This window comes from Chryseobacterium sp. ISL-6, from assembly GCF_018613715.1.
GTDB lineage: Bacteria > Bacteroidota > Bacteroidia > Flavobacteriales > Weeksellaceae > Chryseobacterium > Chryseobacterium paludis.
The window spans coordinates 795,566-819,748 of sequence record NZ_JAGGPT010000001.1; the positions used below are offsets into that span (position 1 = coordinate 795,566).

The window sequence follows — 24,183 nt, forward strand, 5'->3', positions numbered from 1 at the left end:
AAAAAAAATCATTTATTCTGATAAAATATTTTCAATACGATGAAAACAGTAGAAATTCTTACTGATAAAGGCCATTCTATTTCTGCAAATATTTTTGATTCTCCAGGAAACAGTACCATCCTCATCATATCTTCTGCTACCGGAGTAAAACAATCCTATTATAAAAAATTTGCCCAATTCATATGCGAAAAAGGAATTTCAGTTATTACGTTTGACTATTTGGGAATTGGAAAATCTCTTAAAAAACCTCTTAAAAATTTAAACAATAATGCTGTCGACTGGGGTAATACAGACTTGACCTCTGTTATAGAGTTTTCAGAAAAAAATTACCCGGATTCTAAGATCACTTTATTGGGACACAGTATAGGTGGGCAACTGATTGGATTATCAAAATCAGCTTCAAAAGCTCATAAAATCATCCTCGTTGCCGCACAAAGTGGATACTGGAAATTTTGGAATGGATTTGAAAGATATAAATTATGGACCTATTGGACGATTCTCTTTCCAGTCCTTATTAAAGTTTTTGGCTATTTACCCTCAAAGAGAATCAGCGGAATGGAAAATCTTCCTAAAAATGTTGCAAAACAATGGATGAAATGGTGTTTATCTCCAGAATATCTTTTTGAAAACACAGCAGAAGAAGACTTGTTCTTTAAAAACATAAAGGTATCTCTGACTTCTATCAGCATTGAAAATGATTATTTCGCTCCTGTTGCAGCAGTAGACTGGCTAACGGCAAGATATGAAGATGCAGATATTACAAGAATTCATCTTGCTTCAAAAGATTTTAATACCAATGATATTGGACATTTTGGAATCTTCAGGGAAAAATTTAAAGACAATATCTGGCTGTTGCTTTTAAAAGAAACAGACTTCAGCGAAAATCAGGATATATAATATTCTATTCATTAATATACCAACAAAAGGAATGATAAGTCTGGCAAAGGAGCATACAGGTTCATCATATTATATGAAAGACAACAATTTACCTTTTCAGAGAAATGTATAAGAAGCTCCTTGAAATGTATAAATAATATCCTCTCGTTTTTAGGAATTTTGTATAGAATTTAAAAAATATCACAATGCAAAAGACCATATTAATCACGGGAGCCTCATCTGGCTTCGGCAGAGAAACAACAAAGCTATTTCAAAAAAACGGATGGAATGTTATTGCTTCCATGCGGTCACCTGAAAAGGAAAATGAGCTAAATAAACTTAATAATGTTTTTGTTACCCAACTTGATGTAACAAATAAACAAAGTATTCAGGAAGCTGTAAATGCAGGAATTAGTCAGTTTGGAAAAATTGATATCCTGCTTAATAATGCCGGATATGGTGCTATTGGTGCTATTGAAGCGGCAACAGATGAACTGATCAAACAACAATTCGATGTAAATCTGTTTGGGCTTATCGATGTAACAAAAGCTGTTTTACCTTTTATGCGCCAAAACAAAGAGGGCGTTATCATCAACATATCATCTATGGGCGGCAAAATAACATTTCCATTTGGTTCCTTGTATCATGCTACAAAGTTTGCTGTGGAAGGACTTACAGAAGCCATGCAATATGAACTCAACCCATTAGGTATTAAACTAAAGCTTATTGAACCTGGCAGTTACAGAACTGATTTTGGTAACCGTTCTCTAGCCATGTTCGGAATTGACGGACTTGAGGATTACAAACCAGGTTTTGATAAATTAACCGCGTTTGCAAGTACTCCGGATCGGGGGAACAAAAACATCAATGAAGTAGCTGAAGCTATTTATGAAGCGGCAACAGACCGTACAGATAAGCTTCGGTATCCTGTAGGGGCCGATGCACTACAGCTTATCCGGGCAAAAGAAGAATCTGGAGATATAGACTTCAAAAAAATGATGATGAGCCATATAGGTTTATGATAATCAACCAATTTGATTATTGTTGGAGTTATCTGTTTATTGTACCTTTATATTGATATTATTCATATGCCAACATACAAAAACATAGCAAGCATTAGCGAGGCACATCAATTAATAGGATTATCTCCACCAAGACATCCGTTAATTTCTGTTTTTGAACTTTCCAAAAATGTCACCAGAGGCTACCGAAGTAAGGATATCTTTTATACATTAGGTTTTTATACTATCTATTGTAAGACCTTCAGAGGTATTTTAAATTACGGCAAAGGCCACTACGATTTTGACGAAGGATCATTGATGTTTACGGCACCAAATCAGGCAATATCACCAGATCCTGATATTAATTGCGAGGAAGGCTGGGGACTTTTCTTTCATCCGGATTTGATCCACTCAACAAATCTGGGCAAACAGATCAATACGTATTCTTTTTTTAATTATGATATAAACGAAGCCCTTCATGTATCAGAAAATGAAAAACTGGATTTGAAAGATTGTTTTTTAAAAATTGAAAAAGAGTATTCACAAAATATAGATAAGCATACCCAATCTCTAATTGTAAACAATCTGGAATTGTTATTGAATTATTGCAATCGCTATTACGACCGCCAGTTTATAACAAGAGAGAAGGTAAGCAAAGATATCGTACAGAAATTTGAGGCATTACTTATAGAATATTTTTCTGTAGAAAGTCTTATTGAGACAGGATTACCATCTGTTAGTTATTTTGCTTCAAAATTAAATCTCTCCACCAATTATCTGTCGGATCTATTAAGCAAATATACAGGAAAAAGTACTATGGAACATATTCACTTGCAACTGGTTGACAGAGCAAAGACCTTGTTATGGGGTTCGGACAGATCCATCAGTGAAATCGCTTATGACTTAGGATTTGAGCACCAGTCTCATTTCACCAAATTGTTTAAAACAAAAACGGGTGTTTCACCAAAAGCATTTAGATTATTAAATTAAAGAAAAATCACATCATCTAAATCTTTTTATCTAAAAAACCGGGTATATACACCCGGTTTTTGTTTAAAATCAGACAAGAACTTTGTAAAATTATATCAGTGTCCTTAATTATTTTTCTGCTATTTCTTTCGCGGCCTTCATAATTACTGCAGCCACTTTTTGAGGTTGAGAGATAAAAACAGCATGACTTCCTTTGATCTCTGTAACTTTAGTATTAGAACGTTTGTACATATTACGTTGGATGTCCGGATGAATACTTTTATCTTCAGTAGCTACTATCCCGTAAGTTGGTTTATTTCTCCATGCTGCATCTGTAATTGGTGTTACAAAACACTGGCCATTGAATGCACCTTGTGAAGCATACATAAAATCAGCTAATTCATTGCTGACATCTGCACAAAAGCCTGCATGAAATTTTGCCTTATCATAATAAACAATCCCTTTTTCATCCGGAGGCAATACTCCATTTTCAGGGGCAGGTTTCATGGTCTGAAACCATTGTAAGGCCGTTTCTCCGTTGTCAGGTTGGAATGCTGCAATATAAACCAGTCCAGCTACTTTTGGATGATTTCCAGCCTGAGTAATAACTGCTCCACCCCATGAGTGCCCAGCAAGAATCGTTGGTCCGTCCTGAGCGTCCAGTGCCAGCTTTGTTGCTTTTACATCATCTTCCAGAGAGGATAATGGATTTTGTACTACAGTAACGTTGTAACCCTGTTTTGTAAGTACGTCATAAACACCTTTATACCCGGAACCATCAGCGAAGGCACCATGTACCAATACTACATTTTTTATAGTCTGTGCATTTACTAATGCAGTGGTGGAAAAAAGAACGGTTGCCAATGCTATGATACCGCTTTTTAATTTACTCATAAAAGTTTGCTTTTTCATTTCTTTAGTTGTTGAAGTTTTTGTTCGAATCAACACCACAAAGATGCGCTGAAAAAGAGGTGCAACCTGTGGGCATATTCCCCGGTTAGTTGTAGTTATTTCCCGTCTTTTGATATTTCAAGTGAATTTCTGAAGTCAGAAGGAGATACACCGGCATTTTTCTTAAAGAAATTGGAGAAATAAGATACATCTTCAAAGCCAAGTTCAAAAGTGATATTCTTTACAGATCTATCGGTATACAGTAAAAGTCTTTTAGCTTCAAGGATGATCCTCGTTTGGATGATCTGTGAAGGTGTTTTTTGATTGTATATTGCAAATAGGTTAGATAAGGTTTTAGGGGATTTAAAAAGTTGTTCTGCATAAAAACTTACTGAATGCTCTTCTTTAAAATTCGCTTCTACTAATAGATTAAATTTCCTCACAATATGAAACCGGTCTTCCTGACTTTTCAGAACCGGGATATACTCTGATTTGGCCAGCCCTGTCACATAAATGATCAGTCGCTTCAGTAACACGAGCAGCATCTCATTTTGAATAAGATCAGAAGTCCCGAATTCTTCGATGAAAATATCCGATAACAACTGTAATTTTTTCTGAGCAGATTCATCCAGTTTTACAAGCATATGATCTGTACTGCTGAATAAAAATCCAACACAACTCACCTCACTATCATGATCAATAATACAATAGAATTCCCGATTAAACTGCCATACAATAATATTTGAAGAGTCTTCAAAACTGAAAGTCTGATTAAACAAAAGGGTCAGCAAAGAATGGGAAGGAAATTCATATTCCTTTCCATCAACTGTAACCTGCTGACTTTTTCCAGGATTCCAGGCAATAGTAAAGTATTTATTAAACCTGTCTCTGGTAAAAAACAACCGGTCAAAACCAGGTTCGTCTCTAAAGAACATTAATTCGCCACCCGTATTTTCTTCCTTTATTTTAAGTTTCATGGTTTATATATTCTGACCTTAAAAATACAAAACCAGAAGAGGAACTCAAAAAAGAAATCCAGTTACTGTGTTCATTTTTTTATTCATTATTTGAAATATTGGTGTTTTTACTAATTTGGGTTTATACTTATTAAAGAATACCGTTATGAAAATATCATTCTCTATTGTTAACATTTTGCAAAGTATCCGTTAATTATCGTTTCGATAGAAAAAATTATGCTAATTTCACATTAAAATATAGCTTAAGAAAGGTTAAAAAAAGACAACTTTATAAGCTTAGAAGTTATTGACTTCTATCTTTATTTGTGTTTCAATCCAACTAGTACAAAATGCCTAAAAAATATATCCTACCATCTGAATTATCCTGGTTATCTTTTAATGACTGTGTTTTACAGGAAGCCGCTGATAAAACAAATCCTTTATACGAAAGAATAAAATTTCTTGCCATTCATTCCTCTAATCTGGATGAATTTTATCGTGTAAAGATCAGTGATCTGCATTCAATTCCTGAAAAGATCACATTGTTTGAAAAAGTGAAAAAGGAAATAAACCGTCAACAGAATAAATTTGGTTCCATATGGAAGGAACAAATCGTTCCGGAATTAGAGGATAGCAAAATTATCTATTACGAAAAGCAACCATTACTTCCTTTGCATTCGGATGAGATTGAAAGTTATTTTAAAACAACCATTCTTTCTTACATACAGATCGTTTATCTCTCTGAAGACGAAAAGCAGGAATATTTTTTAAATAACCGGCAGCTTTATTTACTTATTAAATTAAAGGCAAAAAATGGTGAAATCAGATATTGCTATATTAATATTCCTTCAGATAAACTGAACCGATACAAAATATTAAGCAGTCATAAAGGAAAAAGTTATATCATCTCTATAGATACCATTATCAAACGGTGTCTGCACTACATATTTACCGATCAGGAAATTATCACAGCCTTTGCCATTAAACTCAACAGGGATGAAAATTACCAGATCGATGACGAAGCAAGCGGAAATCTAGTATCTAAAATAAAAAAGAAGGTTCTTGAGCGAAAATCAGGTTCATCAACACGTTTTTTATATGATTTCAATATGCCTGAGGATCTATTGATTCTTTGTAAAAAATCCTTTAATCTTAAAGAGGATGAAATGATTGTGGGTGGGACCCATCATAATTTTTTTGATTTGTTTAAATTCCCGAATCCCAATTTTCCAAATCTTCAAAATGAGAACTTTCCACCGGCAAAACATATCCCTTTTGAAAGTAAAAGATCAATGTTTGACATTATTGATAATGAAAACCAACTGATTCATTTTCCTTATCAATCTTATCATTATGTTCTACAGTTCTTTAATGAAGCTGCTATTCATAAAGACATCACGGAAATAAAGGTAACGTTATACAGAATATCCTCACAATCACTCATCGCCAATGCCCTTATCAGTGCTGCAAAAAACGGAAAAAAAGTAACTGTTTTTGTAGAAGTAAAAGCACGATTTGATGAAAACAACAATCTGTTCTGGGCTAATGAGATGCAAAAGGCAGGAATTAAAATCATTTACAGCATGCCCAACCTGAAGGTACACGCGAAAGTAGCATTGTTTACTTTGAAAAACGGAAAAAAAACAAAAAATTACGCCTACCTTTCCACAGGAAACTTCAATGAAAACACTGCAGAAACATACACTGATTTTGGTCTTTTCACCTCTGAAAAAGAATATACAGAAGACTTAAAACAGGTATTTCGTTTTTTTAGAACCAAAGAGAAAAAATACATTATTTCTAATTTATGGGTGGCAGGATTTAATCTGAAAGAAAATATTCTAAAACATATTGATATTGAGATCCAAAACGCCGAAAATGGTAAGAAAGCGGCTATATTTCTAAAGGTTAACGGATTGAATGACAAAGATATTATCAGTAAATTAATTGAAGCCAATAATTCAAAAGTTGAAATTACCCTTATTGTAAGAGGTATCTGTACATTATTACCCGGAATCAAGGGATATACCGAAAACATCAAAATTTACAGGATCGTAGACCGTTTTCTGGAGCATTCACGTATTTATAAATTTCATAACGATGGTGAAGAAAAAATTTATCTTTCTTCTGCAGATATGCTCAGCAGAAACCTGAACCGTAGGATAGAAGTCGCTTTTCCGATTAAAGATAAAAAAATGATGCAAGAGATCAATACGATCATAAAAATGCAACTTAATGATAACACCAAAAAGAGGATATTAAATAACAAAGGTCAAAGTATCTCACAATATCAGCCCGAGCAATTACAAAACGCATCCCAAAAGGAAACTTATTTTTGGTATAAAAAGAAAGAAGAAAAGCTAAAAAAGGAATGAAAATCTGGCAAACAGCATCATTACTCAATTGGTCATAAAGTCTACCAAATTTCTATTTATGTGATGTGGGTCACATAACTATCTTATTAATTCTGTTGACATTTGTATGAGAAAGAGGTGAAAAATTTGAAGCCTTAATTAACCATCATACATTTTATAAAATGGAACCAATAAATAATAAAATTGGTATGCCTGTACTCGGATTTGGAACATTAATTCCTGATCCCGTTCTTACGGTAAGTGCAACTATAGATGCTTTAGAAGCTGGATTTCGACACTTCGACTGTGCCGAGAGATATCAAAATGAACGCGAAGTAGGGAAAGCGTTACATGAAGGACTTGCGACAACAGGTATTAAACGTGAAGAGATCTTTGTTACAGGAAAGTTATGGAATACCAACCATCGTCCCGATCGCGTTGAGGCCGCATTTGAAGCAAGCTTGGAACGATTGGGTCTTGATTATATGGATGCCTATCTTATTCACACTCCATTTGCCTTTCAACCGGGAGATGATCAGGATCCACGGGATGAAAATGGCCATACAATTTATGACCATGAAATCACGTCATCAGACACCTGGAGGACTATGGAAAATCTTGTAGACGATGGTAAAGTCCGCCATATCGGATTGTCTGATGTCAGCTTGGAAATACTTTCCTCTATTTACCAATCAGCAAGAATCAAACCCACTGTAGTTCAGATCGAATCACACCCCTATTTACCGGAAACAGAACTTCTAAATTTCTGCAAAGAAAATGATATTGTGTTCTTGGCTTTTGCACCATTAGGTCATGGAATAAGACCTGGGTTACTTGAAGATCCTACCATCTTAAAGATTGCTGTTCGAATTGGAAAAACGCCAGCACAGGTATTATTAGGTTGGGCAGCCCAACGTGGAACAGCTTTGCTTACCACACCAAAAACTAAGGCTCGTGCACAGGAGAATTTTGATGTGGATTTCCTGCCACAAGATGCTTTTGATGAGATTAACAGCATTCAGATCCGACAAAGATATAATCAGGTTGTGAAAACCGGAGTTCCTGGTTTTATTGCAAGGGTTGACTAAGCTGAAATCAAAAAAAAATAAAAACTAAATGGTTCTAAAATTCACTGTTTTTCAGACAATAAATTTTATTTCCTTTTTTTAGCATAACCTTTTTTCAGGTATTATTACTTTTTCTACATCAATATACCATCGATTGGCTGTATGGGCTTAGGAAGCTCGGTTTCTCCTAACATCTGCAACAGATCGATCTCAATGGTCCTGCAAATAGAAAGCATGGGTATATCGGTTGCTAATCCTTCGAATGGATTTTCAGAATAATCACCTATCAGTTCCATCATTACATAAACCCAGCCCACAACCGTTCCAAATGGAACCATCAACCAAATACCAGCCCCACCCAGTTTTTCAAATTCAGCTACAATACCAAGAGGTAGTAAAAAAATAAAAATACAAATAAAGATAAAGCTTAAACTGGCATACTGCCGGGGTAAAGGAAACTTTTTTATGCGTTCTGCCCTACCTTGATGCTCATAAAAATCACAAAGAACCTTCTGCATATCAAGTTGTCTCCTCATGTGCAGATGTTCTTTCTCTTCCTGTTCTGCCAAATACTGCGATTGTAGATTTATAATTTGTGTGGCAGCATTAGCAGCATCCTTCCATTGGTCAGCAGTTGAAAAATAATCTAATTTTTGTTTTTCATTTAAATAGTCCTTATACATTCCAATCCCATACAATTCTCTTCGCTTTACTCCAACTTTACCAAACAACCATTTCAAACTGGCATGCTCCCACTGGGTAGGTATCAATAATTGTTCTCTTAAAATATACAGCCACGCAATATGCTGATATATTAGTTTGGTTTTTATGTTCCTGTGTTCACTAGATGAAAGTTGGCTATGACCTACATAAGCATTCACCAGTACTCCCCAGCTTCGACTGCTGTTAACAATAGCTCCCCATATTTTACGGGCTTCCCAAACTCTGTCATAGGACTGATTATTTTTAAATCCTACGTAAAAAGCTACCGCCGTTCCAATAAGTGATAATGGCAACGATGGGATAGAAATCCATTTCCAATCCAAAATATCGTATAGGAATGCAATAAAAAGCATATACAGGACCAGCCACCATAAATGGTGTCCTGCAAATTCGAATAATTTTTTTAGAGTAATGTTTTTTTTAACAAGCATCTTTGTGTGTTTTTCACGTACAATATAACAAAACATTTATGTTTATTACAACTTATACTGCCCACACTAGCAAGAATTACCAAATACGCACCCTCTTTTCAGGCGATAGGTATAACTTGTCTTCTGGAATTATATTGAAAGCCTTATACCATGCATTCATATTTCTTACAACGCCATTTACACGGTACTCTGCAGGCGCATGATAGTTCTGTGATATGTTCATCCGATAGGCTTCCGGAGTATAAAGGCTACGATTAACCTGAGCGAAAGATAGAAAATAGCGCTGATCACCAATATATCCATTTAAAACACGTTGTTGATCGGCATGATCTTTACAATACAGTTGATAAGCTTCATAGGCAACTTCAGCCCCAGTAAGATCCCCAATATTCTCTCCTAGCGTTTGTTTTCCATTGATATGGATTCCATCTAAAGGTGAAAATGAATCATACTGTTCTATAAGTAGTTTAGTTCGCTCTTCGAATTGTTTTCGGGTCTGATTAGTCCACCAATCATGAACCAGTCCCTGTCCATCAAATCTTGACCCTTCATCATCAAAACAGTGTCCCAATTCATGTCCTATTATAGCACCAATGGCGCCAAAGTTTACAGCCGGATCAGCAAATGGATCAAAAAACGGTGGTTGTAAAATACCTGCAGGAAATTCTATGGAATTATATAATTTACTACTGGTTGCATCAACAGTTTGCGGAACCTGATACCAATCTTTACTAGTAAAGACTTTTTGAAGGAGTGAACGTTCATAATCCCAGTTGGCTTTTGCAATAAGTTGCTCATTGCCAATAGGATCTTTAGCGTCAAATTTGATTGATGAGTAATCCCGCCAAACTTCAGGATACCCTATCCTTACAGTTACTGCATCTAATTTAGCTTTTGCTTCCTTTCTACTGCTTTCATCGAGCCAATCCAGATTGTCAAGTCTGACTGCAAATGCTTTACGGATATATCCAACTAAATCCTCGATTCTTTTAAGCGTTTCGCGAGGAAAATACCTTTCTACATATAACTTCCCTACTATTTGCCCCAACCTATTATTAACATATCGAATTGATTTCTGTTCCCTTGAAATATCCTTTGAAATCCCATTTAAAGCAGTAGAATAAAAATCAAACTGACTTTTGCGAAAGTCTTCTGATAAAATAGTAGAATGATTAACGATCCAATGAAATGCTAAATAAGATGACCACACTTCGACAGGAGTTTTTGCAAATAGAGCAGCTTTTGCTTTTATCGCTGAATCTGCCTGCAATATCACTTCACTTACATGATCTACCTGTCTGCTTGCCAGAAAGGTCTTCCAAGGGAAACCCGGAGCATACCTATTCAGTTCTGAAGTAGACAACAGATGTGAATTAATCTTACTATCACGTATTTGTGCTGGTGTCCATTGCATTGATGCTAATTTAGTTTCAAGCTCCAGAATATCATTGGCTCTTTTATCAGCATTTTTTATACCTGCAAGCTGGAAAGTATGAATAATATAATCTTTATAAGCTTTGCGATAACCCGGATAAGGTCCATCTTGTTTTTGATACCACTCAGGTGCAGGCAAACCAGTACCACTTTCACTTAATGTAACAAGAAACCTGCTTCTGTCATTTAAATCAGGTCCTGTCCGAATTCCTATAATGGAGAAAGATTTTGGATTTGCCATCCATTTAGCAACATCCTTATAGCTACTTAAGGCAAATATCTGTTCTAAATCCTTTTGAATTGGTTTAATACCCAGTTTATCCATATTTTCAGTATCCAGATAACCTAAGTAAAGTGCACCTATTTGTTTTTGGGAATTATCTGCCCCACTTTTTGCGTCTGATCCTTCATGAATCACCTTGGCTATTCTCTCATTAACCTGATTGCCCACTTCACTATAGTTACTTAGCCCCGAGGATCCTGTCGGAATGGTTTTTGATTTTAACCATCCGTCATTAACATAAGCATAAAAATCATTGCCCGGCAATATTGACTTGCTTATAAACTGAGTTTCAACACCCCAATTACCAAAAGCAGCTTTATCTTTACTAAATTCCGTTGTCTGTGCACCAATGTAACAGGGAAAAGTTGCAGATACTATAATAGTCGTAATAATTTTCACTTCCAATTTCTGAAGTTGAGATGTTATGGAGAGGATTGACAGGCAGTTTCTATAATTCATTGGGTATCCATTGTAATGCCTCCAAGTTACTTCTAGATTTTGAATTTTGATTATATAAATGTCAATAAGAAGCTTTTTTTAGTTTAATTTATCATGACATCTTTATTTCTTCATTATTAAAATTTAGCTGGGAATACTTATAATTTGTTAAATTAGTATCATTTAAATACCTAAATATCACATTATGAAAATATTAAAACCCGTTGAAGCATTTGACAAAGCGGCAAAAATATACCAGGATAAGTTTATGGATGTCAGTTCCTTTGCTGACACTTTTAATTTGTTCTGCGATCATATAACAGCCGATCATGCAGACATTCTGGATATCGCCTGTGGTCCTGGAAATATTACAAAATACCTGTTGGATAGAAAACCCGATTACGATATATTGGGAATTGATTTATCATCAAAAATGCTCGATCTTGCCCAGATCAATAATCCTACTGCTCAATTTCAGCTTATGGACTGTCGGGAAATAAATCAGATTGAAAAGAGATTTAATGGAATCATCTGCGGCTTTTGCCTTCCTTATTTATCTCGTGAGGAAGCTGTTGAGTTAATCGCAAATGTCTCCGGATTATTACAACCTGGTGGTGTATTTTATCTAAGCACTATGGAGGATGACTACAATAAATCGGGATTAATCACATCCAGTTTAGGTGACCAGGTGTATCTTTATTATCATCAGGCAGATTATTTAACCAAAGCATTCCAGGAAAATAACTTTGAGGTTATTCAAACAAAACGTTTTAAATCTACTGATAAGGATGGCGCCACAATTACAGATTTGGTATTGATCGGAAAGTTGATTTGATTGATTCGTATTTCTCCTTGTAATTACTTATGTTGAAGAAGTTTCATAATCAATAATCATCGCTAAAAACATTTTATGAATATTAAAAACAAATAATTATGTCATTTACAACTTACATGAAAAACATTGAAGAAAAAACCGGCAAATCACCGGAAGACTTCCAACTTCTTGCAGATGAAAAAGGTTTCACTAAAAACGGTGCTATTAATACAAATATCAAAGCGACTGAAATTATCAACTGGTTAAAGGAAGATTTTGATTTAGGGCACGGACATGCAACAGCAATGTATGCCTATCTTAAAGGCAAACGTGAATAATAGATTATAAGTTAAAGGAGATATTGTAAAAACATCTGAGCTTTTGAACAAATTAATTTTGGACTTTTGAACAAATTTATTCTTCATTTTATGATGGAACTTTGTCCTATCAAAACTTTCAAAAATGAAAAATAAAGAAACAGTATTGGTAACTGGCGGTTCAGGCTTCATAGCTTCTTACTGCATTATTACTTTACTTAAAAATGGCTACAAAGTAAAAGCCACGCTCCGTTCACTAAAAAAATCACAATTGGTAAAACAAATGTTAAAAGAAGCCGGTCTTCATTCATTCGAAGATTTATCATTTGTAGAAGCAGATTTACAGAATGAATCAAGTTGGGAAAAAGCAACCGAAGGATGCCAGTACGTCATTCATGTTGCATCACCAACTCCTCATACTGATGCAAAGACTGAAGATGATTTTGTAATTCCTGCTAAAAATGGTGTTCTATTTGTATTACGAGCGGCAAAAAAGGCAGGTGTAAAAAGAGTTGTTCTTACTTCAGCTTTTGGTGCTGTAGGATTTGGTACTGTAAAAACCACTCCATATACAGAAGAAGACTGGACAGTACTTAATGAAACAGTATTCCCTTATCAAAAATCGAAAACAATTTCTGAAAAAGCAGCTTGGGATTTTATAAAAAATGAAGGCAAAGGAATGGAATTGTCTGTGGTAAATCCCACCGGAGTTTTGGGCCCTGTATTAGGAGATGACTTTTCACATTCTATTCAAAACATCAAGCAAATGCTTAATGGAGATATGAAAGCCTGTCCCAAAATAATTTCAGGATATGTGGATGTCCGTGATGTTGCTGATTTGCACTTTAAGGCGATGACAATGCCTCAGGCCAATGGCCAACGTTTTATAGCGGTTGCAGGGAAAGGTTTTTCTCTGATAGATACAGCAAATGTCCTTAGAAAAAACCTGGGTGAAAAAGCATCAAAAGTGCCAACCAAAGAATTACCCAACTGGTTCATTAAAGTTTTGGCCATATTCAATCCTAAATTGAAATCAGTTGCTCCTTATTTAGGAATGATAAAGAATGCAAGTAGTGAAAAGGCCATCAAAGTGTTAGGATGGAAACCACGTTCTACCGAAGAAGCTATTGTAGCGACAGCCAATAGTTTGATTAAATTTGATATTGTAAAATAAACATAGATGAAAATAATTATTACCGGAGCTACAGGATTAGTAGGTGAAGGCGTTTTGCTTGTTTGCCTGGAAAATCAAGTGGTAAAAGAGGTCCTCATCATAAGCAGGAAACCTCTTACTCTCACACATGAAAAATTAAAAGAACTGATTGTAGAAGATTTTGCAACCATCAAAAACTACCGTCAAGATCTGGAAAACTATGATGGGTGTTTTTTTTGCGCAGGAGCAAGTGCTGTTGGTGAAAATGAGGAATCATTTACCAGAAAAACATTTGGCTTTGTCGTTCCATTTGCTGAGATACTATCTCAAATTAACCCTGCCATGACATTTATATATGTTTCTGGCAACCGTACTGATAGTACAGAAAAAGGAAAAGCGATGTGGGCCAGAGTAAAAGGACGAACCGAAAATGCTTTGCTTAAATTATCTTTTAAAGCAGTATATAATTTTCGTCCCGGTTTTATGAAACCGGTAAAAGGTCAAAAAAATGTAAGATCTGTTTACCGTATTTTTGAAGTACTATCTCCTTTATGGTACTTGCTTTTTCCTAATTGGATCTGTACAATGCGGGAAGTCGGTCTGGCAATGATCAATTGCGTATCCAAAGGATATAAGACTCCTATTTTGGAAGTAAAAGACATAAAATCACAAGCAAAATCATGAAAATATCAGAAATAAAATCCTGTATCGTAGGTCCTGCCATTTCAGCAGAAGAATTCATCACCGAACATTTCTTTTTATTCCTGGTAAAAGGCAACATGAATGGCTATGATGGAAACAAGCATTATACACTCAAAATCGGCGAAAGCTGTGTTGTCCGTAAAAATAGACTGGCACGATACAATAAAGTGAGAGTGAATAATGAATTTGAAAAAATTATCTTTTTCTTCGATGAAATTTTTCTGAGAGATTTTCAAAAGAAGCATAGCATTAGCTTTCTTAATCATGAATCAAAGGACACATTTATCAGACTCAGAAAAGATAACCTTATCAATAGCTTCCTTCTTTCATTAGAACCCTATTATAATGGTTCTGGAGACATCAGTAAAACATTCTCTGATTTAAAAAGAGAAGAATTACTTCTTATCCTGTTGCAGTTGCATCCCGAATTATCAGATGTGTTATTTGATTTTGGTTTCCCTGGGCGTGTGGACCTTGAAGAATTTATGCAAAAAAATTACAGGTTCAATGTAAGTATGAAACGTTTCGCTTTCCTTACCGGGCGCAGCTTGTCAGCTTTTAAAAGGGATTTTAAAACCATCTTCAATGAAACACCTAATCGTTGGTTAACGAGGAGACGATTGCAGGAAGCAAGATTTCTTATAGAGCAAAAAAGACAAAGGCCAACAGATATATATCTTGATTTAGGCTTTGAGGATCTGTCGCATTTCTCTTTTGCATTTAAAAAAGAATTCGGTGTATCAGCAAGTAGCTTGTAGCGGATTAAAATCTACAATATTATAGACCTGGCTACTTAGAAGCGAACAAACTTTATAAATATTTCATTTTATTGATCACAGGATTAGCATACATAGCCAGGAAGCTCTGTTTCAGAACCGAATCAGAAATATCGATACGCATTTCCATTCTTCTTCCAAAAAGCATTTTTTCATCTTCTGTATAGTAATCGGAATATTTATTTGTTCCATTTAGTAAATCATAGGCTATAAAGTTGGTCGGCCAAAGTTTATAATTTTCTATAATGGAATCATCAATGACCTGAGCGATCGCTTGCAGCTGTTTATTTTTATTGTCGAATTTTGAAACAATCTCATCAAATTCCGTATTAAGAACTTGACCTGCATGCAGGTGAATACGTTTTTTTTGTCCCAATACTCCACTAAGCATAGTCATAAAGTCTTCATCTTTCTCTTTTACATATAATTCATTTCTTGATTTTGCCATAAGTTGTGGCATTTTAAGAACATCTGTAGGATCATATTCATATGAAATGGAAAGAGGAACTATCTTCAATGTCTTAAAAAAATCATTTAACGGTTGCTCACCTGCCGCCATAGCAAGCATTTTTAAGACACCCTGCTGGGTAGCATCGTTGCCATCTTTGGTTCGGCCCTCACGTTGTGCAATCCAGACTGAACGGTTTTCTTTCGTTAATAAATCGTAAATATACTCAGACATCACCTTTGAGCTGTTCAGCTGTTCGCGAATAGGTAATCCTCTTTGAACTAAAAAGTTACGATTGAGTTTTGCAAGTACATGCAGAAATTTCTTATGTACAAGATTATCACCAATGGCTGAAGAGGTCATAATCAGTCCTTGATCCAGCAATACTAAATTAAGCAGAGAGGTATCTAAAACAATGTCTCTGTGACTGGATACAAACAAATACGCAGCATCTTTATCCAACTGATCAAATCCCGATGTACTTAATCCTTCGGAACTCTGTTTCAGAATCTGGCGGACAGTTTGTGAGATAAAATGATGTTGAAAATCACTTATTGAATGGATATTTGTAAATTCTTTAAGCCAAAACTCTTCATCATGATCGGGAAAAGTAAAACGCATCAATGCCTTCATCATAGGATGCTTAGCAATACTTTGCAATGCATCATTTACTTCATGGTCGTAAAAAGGCCTTATATCATCAAATTTCGACATTCTTTTATTTAAAAATTAAACGCTTTGCAAAAGAACAAAAAATTATTGACTACATCTGATGATTCATGTCATAATTGCTATTTTGTAAATAGAATACAAAAAAAGATTTTAATAAGAGGCTTTTTAATTATAATTCTATTTTTTCAAAAAGATTGCAAGCCCCGAAGAACTGCTGCTGCCTCCATTAGAAAGATGTGTTGCTACACCATTTTTCCAATAGGTTACAAAATTCCCTTCATATCCCGCAATATATACTGCACCTCCCGAAAGAGCAATAGCATTCGCTTGGGATCCTCCTTGTGATCCGTTTGTAAGATCTCTGGCGACACCATTTTTCCAATATTTCGCGGTATTTCCGGTACTGCCATTATTTTGATATCCGCAAACGTATACGTTTTTTCCCAAAATGGCAATGTCCGTTGCAATATTATAATTGGCGCCATCAGTGAGTGGCACAGCGACTCCGTTTTTCCAGTATTTGGCAATAGGAAGACTTCCACCGTCAGTTGTTTTAGCTTCATATCCTGCAACATAAATATCACTTCCATCAACTGCAATGGCATAAGCATGTGCTGATTTGGTGCCATCGGTAAGAGGTACGGCTACTCCGTTTTTCCAATATTTGGCAACACCCCGGCTTCCGTTAAATTCACCACCGGCTATATAAACATCGTTTCCTACCACCACTATTCCACCAGCATTGGTATGATGACCAGGTGTACCGTCGGAGAGATTCGTAGCCACACCATTTTTCCAGCATTTCCCAACTTTAGTTCCATTACTGTCAGTTTGTGCTCCTGTGACATAAACATCGTTACCACTTACAGCAATGCCGCCTGTTAATGTGTTATGATCGCCAACAGCAAGTTGTGTTGGAACACCGTTTTTCCAATATTGGAGCTTTCTTCCGCCAGGAATATCGTCCCATCCGGCTACGTATACATTGTTGCCTGCAACCGTTATTCCTGTTGCATATCCGCCACTCGATGCACTGGTAAGATTGGTAACAGTACCATTTTTCCAATATTTTGCATCTCCGCTTTCATAACCAGAGACATAGATTTCAGAGACCGGTATTTCAGGTATCTCTGCATCACCAGGATCTGAAGAATCGGATTTATCTCTGTCGCAACTAACTAAAGATAAAGCTAATATAGAAACCGTTATTAGACTACGATAGTTTAATTTCATTTTAATGTGTGTGTGATTGGTTAGTTTGGCTCGGCTTTTCGATCTCAAATAGTATTGAACAATCTTAACTCACCGAGTTTAGAAATTAATGAGCAATATCTATACCGAAGGATTTGATTGGCTTTTGTATGTTTGTGGATTATTTTTAAATTTGAAATGCTTGTGAATTTATTTGCATTTGTATTTTTAAGCATCTTTTAGAAAGGGCTTTTTTACAGTGTAAAATTAAAAGTTCGTTTTTCCTCAATAAAAGGCCAATCATTATTTGTATCTTATGAAAAATCAGGAATTAAATCAGTTAATTGATATTTTATTTAAATCAGGGAAAGAAGAAAAATATAAACCCAAAACAATTATTATTGAAGAAGGTATCATTTCAAAAAAATTTTATTATCTGAAAAAGGGAATCCTTAGAGGATGGACAAATTACGATGGTAAAGAAATCTCTTTCCAATTTCTTTTCGAAGATCATATTTTCTGCTCCTCTGAAAGTTTTTTTTATAACAGACCAAGTTCTTACACCATTGAAACAATTGAAAACTGTACAGTATTATCAATAGAAAAAACGGTAATAGACAAATTATCAGAAAACAATGATTTCTTAAATTTATTCAATAAATACCTGATCAGCAGAATCAATGATTATCAGCAACTACTGATATCAAAAATACAGGACAAACCGGAGGTACGATACAAAAAACTGCTTGAAGCAAATCCTGAAATTATTCTTCGTATTCCTCAACATTTAGTTGCATCCTATCTGGGTATTACTCCGGTAAGCTTAAGTAGAATCAGAAATCGTTGAGTGTATATTTCTTTACAATTGTTATCGATTGGCCACCCGGATGCTAAGTACTTTTGTTGAAAATAATATCAACAATGGAAAAATTAATAAAAGCAGTATTTACCGATGTCATTGAAAATAAAAACTACGATGAATCATTGATCAATAAATACTTTAGTGAAGATTATATACAGAGCGTAGACAATGTAACCTTGGATTTTAATTCTTTTAAAAAGCATATTCAGAAATTAAAAGAAAAAGCAGATCAGCAAAATGTGGTATTCGAAAATATAGCAAGTAATGAAACTTCAGTATTTACCAAACATTTTGTCACAAGCGTTCTCAAAAATGGGGAAATTGTAAAACATAAGGTCTTCGCGGAATTTACTATTAAAAACAATAAGGTAATATATTGTGATGAGTTGACTACCTTATTAGAAGGCTCTGCTTCAGAAAAAAAACTCGGCTCAGAAATTTAAGCTCTGCTAAAATATGCAGAAGGGTAAATCTCCCTTTTATTATTTGAAAATGAGAAATGTAAACAAAAATGAGGTAGATATAAATTCTACCTCATTTTCTTTTATTGATCAATTCGTCAACCCTAAAATTAGAGCTCCCTGAAGGCAAGCATCAATTCTTCAAATAGGTTTCAATTACAGAAAGTGCCTTTAAAGTAAGCAGAAAGTTTTACAAGTTTTAAAATCAAAAACAATAGGGTTATTAATTGCAAAGAACAAACTATCTTAGTAGAAGGATCCGTTACTGAAATCCTGCTGAGAGGCCAAATAAATAGAATGTATGGTAAATGACTATAAAAAGTATGATCTTTTTGGAAAGACTTTAATGCAAAAAATTGCATTGACACCACCTTTTAATTTTGATTTCCCTGTTACTGAACAGGCCTGTTTTCTATATGTTCTAAAAGGTGAATTTCAATATCAGATTGATAACGAGGATATTAATATTCCTACAAATTATTCATTGTTCCTGAATTGTATAAGCTCTGGAAAGCAAATACATAATTCACACCCCGAAAGCAATTGTGAAATTGTAATTGTTACTTTTTATCCGGATATATTAAAGAAAATTTATGACCGGGAACTCCCATCATTGCTTCATCCACCAAGGAATATCATTTCAAATCAGTCAAATAAAAAAATAAATAATGAATTTTTAATTCAAAAATACATTGAAGGCTTATTATTTTATTTTGAGAATCCATCTTTGATTAATGAGGATATCCTGATCCTGAAGCTAAAGGAAATCATACTGTTGTTAGCTCAAACACAAAATGCAGAAGCGATACAGGTTATATTATCGCAGCTCTTTTCTCCAATAACTTATACTTTTAAGCAGATCATTGAAGCTAATTTGTTTTCACAATTAACAATTGAACAGCTCGCAGAACAAAATAATCTAAGTGTATCTTCTTTTAAAAGAGAATTTGCCAAACTATACAATGATACTCCCGCCAACTATATTAAAAACAAGAAACTCGAAAAAGCAGCTGAGCTACTTCTGGTTTCGGATCAGCGAATCACCGATATTGCTTTTGATTGTGGATTTAATGATCTGGCAAATTTTACAAAAAGCTTTGGTGATAAATATAACTTAAGTCCTACAAATTATCGTCAGGAACTGAAAAATAAACATTTAAAATAATATTCTATTACTCGATAATTCTTACAATATTCTCCAACAGGATCGGGCGTTCTTAAAGCTAATTTAAGAATGCTTTTTTTATGAACCAAAATCCCAAATAATTGAACGAAATCACAAAGTTATTTTTTCTTTTCTATTGCAATTTTGCAGTGTTCCTCTTAGAGAAACAATAAAGCGGACAGATGACTTTTTATCAACCTGTCGTCTTTAAAACAATAGAATTTATAACATAAAATAATATAAAATGGGACTATCAAGTTTAGGAATTTTTCACACAATTATAGGTATAGCTGCTATAATAGGCGCATTAGTATCGTTTATTAAATATGGAAGGATTAATCTGAGTGAACCATATGGCAAAGTATATTTCTATGGAACCCTTGTTACATCACTCACCGCATTGGGTATCTCAAAACATGGTGGCTTTAATCCAGGGCATGCTTTTTCGATCTTTATCATCATTTTGGTATCCGTGGCCTATTTCCTTTTTTCAAAAAAGCAAAAAAGTAAAAGAGCCCGCTATTTTGAAAACTTCTCACTTTCCTTTAGCTTTTTCCTTTCCCTTGTTCCAACAGTTAATGAAACATTCACCCGTGTTCCACTAGGGCATCCTTTGGCTAAAGATATCACTGATCCAATTATAGGTAAAACCCTCCTTGTTCTTTTTATTCTTTTTATTGCAGGCTCTGTTTATCAGTATATAACGCAGCGAAAGGCAAATAAACAAGGGTCATTTTAAACTCTTAAATTTTTTCTTTATAAAAAAATGTTCGGAGGTCCGAACATTTTTTTATTGAATTTCTATCTTATTTACTCTGCTAAAGGGACAACAGGCTCTTCAACGGAAGTCATATCAGCAGCTGCCTTTTTTTTAGCTAAATTGCTAACCCGCCACATTAAAAATATACTGATAAAAGAGATGACAACAATCACATAACCAACTATATCATAATGTTCTAGAGGTGCTCCTTTGCTTTTTTGGGTAACAATGACACCAGCAACAGCTGCTGCAACTCCACCTGCAATTTGTTGTAATGAAGAGTTGATACTCATAAAAGCTCCCCTATCCTGTAAATCTGGTATGGCACTTGTCAGAGCTGAAGAAGGAATCATCCTACTCATAATTCCGATCATCATCAGGATATTGAATATCATAACCAACCATAGCGGTGTTATAGATAAATTGGTATACAGCACACACATGACCACCATCCACAAAGAGGCAACGGCAAATATTTTAAACTTATCGATCTTATCACTTAATTTTCCTATTAACGGCATGATCACGAGTGAGCTTACCCCGGACACCATAAATAACATAGGAAGTTGCTCGTTTGTAAGCCCCAGATTATTGATCGCAAAGGCACTTCCAAAAGGCATCATCATAAAACCACCAATGGAAAGTAAAGCTGTTGCTGTAAAACCTACCCGGTAATTGCCTTTTGCAATGGTATGCCATAAATGCTGGAAGGCAGATTTATCCCTTTGTACAGAAAGATGTTTTACTACAGGCTGCAGTTTCATAAAAATTAAAACAGCAATAATGATACTCAAAGCTGCTACCATCCAGAAAGGAGCCTCCCAACCCCACTGATTAGCTAAATAAAGACCAATAGGTACACCCAAAACCTGGCTGCCACCAAATCCCATCTGAATAAATCCCATCACTCTACCCCTCTGCTGAAGGGCGAATAAATCGGTAATAATGGCCATAGAAATAGAACCTATTACTCCACCAAAAAGACCGGTAATGATTCTGGCAGCAACTAATACCGGATAAGATTGTGCCATTCCACAAAAGATGGTTCCAGCTATAAATCCGATGTAAAAGAAAAGTAAAAGCTTCTTCCGGTCAAACCTATCGGCAAAGCCCGCAGTTAGCAAACCTGAGATACCTGCGCTGAAAGCATAAGCTGAAACCGCAAAACCAAAAGCCGACGGTTTAAGACTAAGTGATTTCATCAGCATGTCGCCAAGCGGAGACATCACCATAAAATCTAATATTACCGTAAACTGCGTAATAGCTAAAATAAATATGACAAACTTTTGATAGCCCGTAAAGGGCAAAGGTTGTTGTTTTTCCATAATTTTAAAATTAATTTACAGCGGTTATCGCCGTTATTTTTTAATTTAAACTGACCATTCAAGTTGTTTTAATCAGTTTCTGTTGTAAATAAAATGTGACTGAAATTTCTAATTAGGTCTTCTTAAGCGCCTTGACTACCAGATCAAATGTTTGCCATAAAATCTCATCAGTCATTTTAAACACTTTTCCACCAAGGCTTTTTCCTTCGTTATGAAAACGTGCTAAAGAGTACATAGGCGAAAAAGCAACTGACCAGTAAACTTCAAAAGGCATCTGGTCTAATTCACCTCTCTTAACAGCATTTTCTAAAAACCTTCCTAGAATTTCCTTAAATCCGCGTAAAAAATGATGAAGAAATTCTTCCTGATAACTTGAATTTCTCAATTGTTCAAAGAACAGATGTTTATCCTGATTTGTTGTTATATAACTATATCGGTTTTTCCATTGGACTCTCAACCCTTCTTCAAAATGTGCGTCCGGATCAAAATCTTTAAGAATGGCATCAGACATTTTTTGCCCTACTTCTTTCGCAATCGTTAAAATTAAATCGTCCCTGTCTTTGTAATAGATGTAGGGAGTTGCAACAGAAATTTTGCAGGCTTTAGCCAGCTTGTTCATACTGAATCCTTCCAATCCATCTTTTATGATCATCTTAATTGCTTCTGTCTGAATCAGTTCCCTTTTATCAGTGTCTTTTATGCGCATTTTTCAAATGTTCTAAAATTTCAAGGCGTAAAATTAATGAATATTTATTAATTATAGAAATTATTTTCTCTTAATTTTCTGTAATACAAAAACATCACTACTCTAAGATTAACACAGAGTTAATAAGAGTTTGTTGATTTATTTTTTGACAAAGTTTAGTTTTGTTAACCAATAAATTTGTCTTTGTTCTATGAAAACTAAATTTTTCCTGATATTCATGCTGTTTGCACAATTGGCCGGTGCGCAAAATACAAAAACCAAGAATATCGTATTGATTTCTATTGATGGTTACCGCTGGCAGGAAATCTTTAAAGGAGCTGATTCTTCTCTTTTACAAAATAAAAAATTCCGTCAGCAGGATTCTACTGAGGTGTATAAAAAATTCTGGGCTGAAACAGAAGATGAACGTAGAAAAAAATTAATGCCTTTCTTCTGGAATGTAATTTCAAAAAAAGGACAATTATATGGCAACAGGAACCTAAACAGCCCGGTGAATGTAAAAAATAAATACTGGTTCTCTTACCCCGGAAGAAGTGAAACAGTAACCGGTTTTTATGATGAAAAGATAAATTCTAATTCATATCCAAATAACCCGAACGAAAATGTACTGGAGTTTATAAATAAACAGAAAGACTATCAGGGTAAGGTAGTTATAATTGCTGGCTGGGATGCTGTATCAAAAATTGTAAACCGTGATCGGAATCATATGCCTGTAATCAATCCGTTTGAAAATGCAGAAGGTAAAAACCTAACTGAAGCCCAGAAACTGGCTAATGAAATACAAAATTACCTTCCTAATTATTTTGGCAGATCTGTACGTTGGGACGTGGGTACTTATGCTATTGCTAAAACATATATTGCCGCCAATCATCCTAAAATGGTTTATATTGATTTCGCTGATCCTGACGATCTTGGCCATGCTGGACAATATGATTACTATTTGGATTCCGCACATTATCTGGATGCTATGATTGGAAATCTCTGGGCGGCAATGCAGGCGGATCCTTTTTATAAAGACAATACCACTTTTATTATTTGTCCCGACCATGGAAGAGGTTTAGAAAGTCAGTGGACAAGTCATGGATCATCATCAGAACATTCTAACGAAACATGGTTGATTGCACTAGGACCTGATACTCCCCCATCGGGAGAAATGAAAAATACTGCACAGATCTATCAGGATCAGATTGCTCAAACCATTGCCAGTTTACTTGGATTTACTTTTAAGACTAATCATCCCGTTGGGGAATCTATAAAATCTGTTGTTGGAAAATAAACTTGAATTGCATGTATAAACTTAAAGCCTCGATCATCATTGATCAAGGCTTTATTTTTTTAAAGGAAATTATTCAGTTACTTATAAAAAAAGGTCAGCTAAAATACTTTTGCCTCTTTCATTATCCCTTTT

The 24,183-nt window shown here is 35.0% G+C and carries 23 protein-coding genes; 15 read left to right on the forward strand and 8 right to left on the reverse strand.

Translation table 11 applies throughout. The annotated features are described in order from the left end of the window. The first annotated feature begins 39 nt into the window (after positions 1 to 39). The 3 genes from J7E44_RS03725 (at position 40) to J7E44_RS03735 (ending at position 2,867) form a co-directional block, all read left to right on the forward strand. A complete protein-coding gene (locus J7E44_RS03725) occupies positions 40 to 897 on the forward strand; it encodes an alpha/beta hydrolase family protein (RefSeq protein ID WP_214825738.1) in 858 nt (285 codons plus the stop codon). Positions 898 to 1,082: 185 nt separating this feature from the next. Further along, positions 1,083 to 1,898, forward strand: a complete 816-nt coding sequence (locus J7E44_RS03730) for an SDR family oxidoreductase (protein WP_214825740.1) — start codon at positions 1,083 to 1,085, stop codon at positions 1,896 to 1,898. Positions 1,899 to 1,964: 66 nt separating this feature from the next. Further along, entirely contained in the window at positions 1,965 to 2,867 is a 903-nt protein-coding gene (locus J7E44_RS03735; RefSeq protein WP_214825741.1) for a helix-turn-helix domain-containing protein, read from the forward strand. Positions 2,868 to 2,975: 108 nt separating this feature from the next. Here the strand turns inward: J7E44_RS03735 and J7E44_RS03740 are convergent, their stop codons facing one another. Both J7E44_RS03740 and J7E44_RS03745 read right to left on the reverse strand, forming a co-directional pair. Continuing rightward, a complete protein-coding gene (locus tag J7E44_RS03740; RefSeq protein ID WP_214825743.1) occupies positions 2,976 to 3,740 on the reverse strand; it encodes an alpha/beta hydrolase in 765 nt (254 codons plus the stop codon). A gap of 113 nt (positions 3,741 to 3,853) precedes the next feature. Beyond that, complete coding sequence (locus J7E44_RS03745) at positions 3,854 to 4,714, reverse strand: helix-turn-helix domain-containing protein (RefSeq protein ID WP_214825746.1); 861 nt, start codon at positions 4,712 to 4,714, stop codon at positions 3,854 to 3,856. Positions 4,715 to 5,043: 329 nt separating this feature from the next. On the opposite strand from J7E44_RS03745, the gene ppk1 reads away from it, so the two are divergent. Continuing rightward, positions 5,044 to 7,068 (forward strand): polyphosphate kinase 1, encoded by a 2,025-nt coding sequence (ppk1, locus tag J7E44_RS03750; RefSeq protein ID WP_214825747.1) that lies wholly within the window; start codon positions 5,044 to 5,046, stop codon positions 7,066 to 7,068. 161 nt (positions 7,069 to 7,229) lie between these two features. After that, positions 7,230 to 8,135: an aldo/keto reductase gene (locus J7E44_RS03755; protein WP_214825756.1), complete on the forward strand. Its 906-nt coding sequence runs from the start codon at positions 7,230 to 7,232 to the stop codon at positions 8,133 to 8,135. Between the two features lie 113 nt (positions 8,136 to 8,248). Here J7E44_RS03755 and J7E44_RS03760 read toward each other — a convergent pair whose 3' ends face one another. Both J7E44_RS03760 and J7E44_RS03765 read right to left on the reverse strand, forming a co-directional pair. After that, a complete protein-coding gene (locus tag J7E44_RS03760) occupies positions 8,249 to 9,268 on the reverse strand; it encodes a bestrophin family protein (protein WP_214825758.1) in 1,020 nt (339 codons plus the stop codon). Positions 9,269 to 9,344: 76 nt separating this feature from the next. After that, a complete protein-coding gene (locus J7E44_RS03765) occupies positions 9,345 to 11,444 on the reverse strand; it encodes a M13 family metallopeptidase (RefSeq protein WP_214825760.1) in 2,100 nt (699 codons plus the stop codon). A gap of 184 nt (positions 11,445 to 11,628) precedes the next feature. On the opposite strand from J7E44_RS03765, the gene J7E44_RS03770 reads away from it, so the two are divergent. The 5 genes from J7E44_RS03770 (at position 11,629) to J7E44_RS03790 (ending at position 15,167) form a co-directional block, all read left to right on the forward strand. Next, positions 11,629 to 12,258: a class I SAM-dependent methyltransferase gene (locus J7E44_RS03770; protein ID WP_214825762.1), complete on the forward strand. Its 630-nt coding sequence runs from the start codon at positions 11,629 to 11,631 to the stop codon at positions 12,256 to 12,258. Positions 12,259 to 12,356: 98 nt separating this feature from the next. Then, positions 12,357 to 12,575, forward strand: coding sequence for a DUF4287 domain-containing protein (locus J7E44_RS03775; protein ID WP_214825764.1), 219 nt, complete (start codon positions 12,357 to 12,359; stop codon positions 12,573 to 12,575). Between the two features lie 124 nt (positions 12,576 to 12,699). Further along, positions 12,700 to 13,728, forward strand: a complete 1,029-nt coding sequence (locus J7E44_RS03780) for an SDR family oxidoreductase (protein WP_214825766.1) — start codon at positions 12,700 to 12,702, stop codon at positions 13,726 to 13,728. A 6-nt stretch (positions 13,729 to 13,734) separates the two neighbouring features. After that, positions 13,735 to 14,391, forward strand: a complete 657-nt coding sequence (locus J7E44_RS03785; RefSeq protein WP_214825768.1) for an NAD-dependent epimerase/dehydratase family protein — start codon at positions 13,735 to 13,737, stop codon at positions 14,389 to 14,391. Next, complete coding sequence (locus J7E44_RS03790) at positions 14,388 to 15,167, forward strand: helix-turn-helix domain-containing protein (RefSeq protein ID WP_214825770.1); 780 nt, start codon at positions 14,388 to 14,390, stop codon at positions 15,165 to 15,167. The genes J7E44_RS03785 and J7E44_RS03790 overlap by 4 nt, the downstream gene beginning before the upstream one ends. Before the next feature lie 52 nt (positions 15,168 to 15,219). Here the strand turns inward: J7E44_RS03790 and J7E44_RS03795 are convergent, their stop codons facing one another. Next, entirely contained in the window at positions 15,220 to 16,347 is a 1,128-nt protein-coding gene (locus J7E44_RS03795; protein ID WP_214825772.1) for a lysophospholipid acyltransferase family protein, read from the reverse strand. Between the two features lie 135 nt (positions 16,348 to 16,482). After that, complete coding sequence (locus tag J7E44_RS03800) at positions 16,483 to 17,538, reverse strand: hypothetical protein (RefSeq protein ID WP_214825774.1); 1,056 nt, start codon at positions 17,536 to 17,538, stop codon at positions 16,483 to 16,485. A gap of 274 nt (positions 17,539 to 17,812) precedes the next feature. On the opposite strand from J7E44_RS03800, the gene J7E44_RS03805 reads away from it, so the two are divergent. The 4 genes from J7E44_RS03805 (at position 17,813) to J7E44_RS03820 (ending at position 20,723) form a co-directional block, all read left to right on the forward strand. Further along, the gene (locus J7E44_RS03805) at positions 17,813 to 18,343 is read left to right on the forward strand and encodes a Crp/Fnr family transcriptional regulator (protein ID WP_214825776.1); all 531 of its coding nucleotides are present in this window, start codon (positions 17,813 to 17,815) and stop codon (positions 18,341 to 18,343) included. A gap of 74 nt (positions 18,344 to 18,417) precedes the next feature. After that, positions 18,418 to 18,801 (forward strand): hypothetical protein, encoded by a 384-nt coding sequence (locus J7E44_RS03810; RefSeq protein WP_214825778.1) that lies wholly within the window; start codon positions 18,418 to 18,420, stop codon positions 18,799 to 18,801. A gap of 319 nt (positions 18,802 to 19,120) precedes the next feature. Further along, positions 19,121 to 19,984 carry a helix-turn-helix domain-containing protein gene (locus J7E44_RS03815; protein ID WP_214825780.1) on the forward strand — a complete coding sequence of 288 codons (864 nt, stop codon included), beginning with the start codon at positions 19,121 to 19,123 and terminating at the stop codon, positions 19,982 to 19,984. Between the two features lie 244 nt (positions 19,985 to 20,228). Beyond that, positions 20,229 to 20,723 carry a hypothetical protein gene (locus J7E44_RS03820; protein WP_214825782.1) on the forward strand — a complete coding sequence of 165 codons (495 nt, stop codon included), beginning with the start codon at positions 20,229 to 20,231 and terminating at the stop codon, positions 20,721 to 20,723. A gap of 71 nt (positions 20,724 to 20,794) precedes the next feature. Here the strand turns inward: J7E44_RS03820 and J7E44_RS03825 are convergent, their stop codons facing one another. Together J7E44_RS03825 and J7E44_RS03830 are read right to left on the reverse strand one after the other, a co-directional pair. Continuing rightward, positions 20,795 to 22,069 (reverse strand): MFS transporter, encoded by a 1,275-nt coding sequence (locus tag J7E44_RS03825; RefSeq protein WP_214825784.1) that lies wholly within the window; start codon positions 22,067 to 22,069, stop codon positions 20,795 to 20,797. Between the two features lie 112 nt (positions 22,070 to 22,181). Continuing rightward, the gene (locus J7E44_RS03830; protein WP_214825786.1) at positions 22,182 to 22,775 is read right to left on the reverse strand and encodes a TetR/AcrR family transcriptional regulator; all 594 of its coding nucleotides are present in this window, start codon (positions 22,773 to 22,775) and stop codon (positions 22,182 to 22,184) included. 190 nt (positions 22,776 to 22,965) lie between these two features. Here J7E44_RS03830 and J7E44_RS03835 point away from each other — a divergent pair, with 190 nt between their 5' ends. Further along, positions 22,966 to 24,051 carry a sulfatase-like hydrolase/transferase gene (locus tag J7E44_RS03835; protein ID WP_214825787.1) on the forward strand — a complete coding sequence of 362 codons (1,086 nt, stop codon included), beginning with the start codon at positions 22,966 to 22,968 and terminating at the stop codon, positions 24,049 to 24,051. Positions 24,052 to 24,183 lie beyond the last annotated feature (132 nt).

Coding starts and splice junctions, on each gene's coding strand:
- J7E44_RS03725 (WP_214825738.1), top strand. CDS start 40: ATGAAAACAGTAGAAATTCTTACTGATAAAGGCCATTCTATTTCTGCA.
- J7E44_RS03730 (WP_214825740.1), top strand. CDS start 1,083: ATGCAAAAGACCATATTAATCACGGGAGCCTCATCTGGCTTCGGCAGA.
- J7E44_RS03735 (WP_214825741.1), top strand. CDS start 1,965: ATGCCAACATACAAAAACATAGCAAGCATTAGCGAGGCACATCAATTA.
- J7E44_RS03740 (WP_214825743.1), bottom strand. CDS start 3,740: ATGAGTAAATTAAAAAGCGGTATCATAGCATTGGCAACCGTTCTTTTT.
- J7E44_RS03745 (WP_214825746.1), bottom strand. CDS start 4,714: ATGAAACTTAAAATAAAGGAAGAAAATACGGGTGGCGAATTAATGTTC.
- ppk1 (WP_214825747.1), top strand. CDS start 5,044: ATGCCTAAAAAATATATCCTACCATCTGAATTATCCTGGTTATCTTTT.
- J7E44_RS03755 (WP_214825756.1), top strand. CDS start 7,230: ATGGAACCAATAAATAATAAAATTGGTATGCCTGTACTCGGATTTGGA.
- J7E44_RS03760 (WP_214825758.1), bottom strand. CDS start 9,268: ATGCTTGTTAAAAAAAACATTACTCTAAAAAAATTATTCGAATTTGCA.
- J7E44_RS03765 (WP_214825760.1), bottom strand. CDS start 11,444: ATGAATTATAGAAACTGCCTGTCAATCCTCTCCATAACATCTCAACTT.
- J7E44_RS03770 (WP_214825762.1), top strand. CDS start 11,629: ATGAAAATATTAAAACCCGTTGAAGCATTTGACAAAGCGGCAAAAATA.
- J7E44_RS03775 (WP_214825764.1), top strand. CDS start 12,357: ATGTCATTTACAACTTACATGAAAAACATTGAAGAAAAAACCGGCAAA.
- J7E44_RS03780 (WP_214825766.1), top strand. CDS start 12,700: ATGAAAAATAAAGAAACAGTATTGGTAACTGGCGGTTCAGGCTTCATA.
- J7E44_RS03785 (WP_214825768.1), top strand. CDS start 13,735: ATGAAAATAATTATTACCGGAGCTACAGGATTAGTAGGTGAAGGCGTT.
- J7E44_RS03790 (WP_214825770.1), top strand. CDS start 14,388: ATGAAAATATCAGAAATAAAATCCTGTATCGTAGGTCCTGCCATTTCA.
- J7E44_RS03795 (WP_214825772.1), bottom strand. CDS start 16,347: ATGTCGAAATTTGATGATATAAGGCCTTTTTACGACCATGAAGTAAAT.
- J7E44_RS03800 (WP_214825774.1), bottom strand. CDS start 17,538: ATGAAATTAAACTATCGTAGTCTAATAACGGTTTCTATATTAGCTTTA.
- J7E44_RS03805 (WP_214825776.1), top strand. CDS start 17,813: ATGAAAAATCAGGAATTAAATCAGTTAATTGATATTTTATTTAAATCA.
- J7E44_RS03810 (WP_214825778.1), top strand. CDS start 18,418: ATGGAAAAATTAATAAAAGCAGTATTTACCGATGTCATTGAAAATAAA.
- J7E44_RS03815 (WP_214825780.1), top strand. CDS start 19,121: ATGGTAAATGACTATAAAAAGTATGATCTTTTTGGAAAGACTTTAATG.
- J7E44_RS03820 (WP_214825782.1), top strand. CDS start 20,229: ATGGGACTATCAAGTTTAGGAATTTTTCACACAATTATAGGTATAGCT.
- J7E44_RS03825 (WP_214825784.1), bottom strand. CDS start 22,069: ATGGAAAAACAACAACCTTTGCCCTTTACGGGCTATCAAAAGTTTGTC.
- J7E44_RS03830 (WP_214825786.1), bottom strand. CDS start 22,775: ATGCGCATAAAAGACACTGATAAAAGGGAACTGATTCAGACAGAAGCA.
- J7E44_RS03835 (WP_214825787.1), top strand. CDS start 22,966: ATGAAAACTAAATTTTTCCTGATATTCATGCTGTTTGCACAATTGGCC.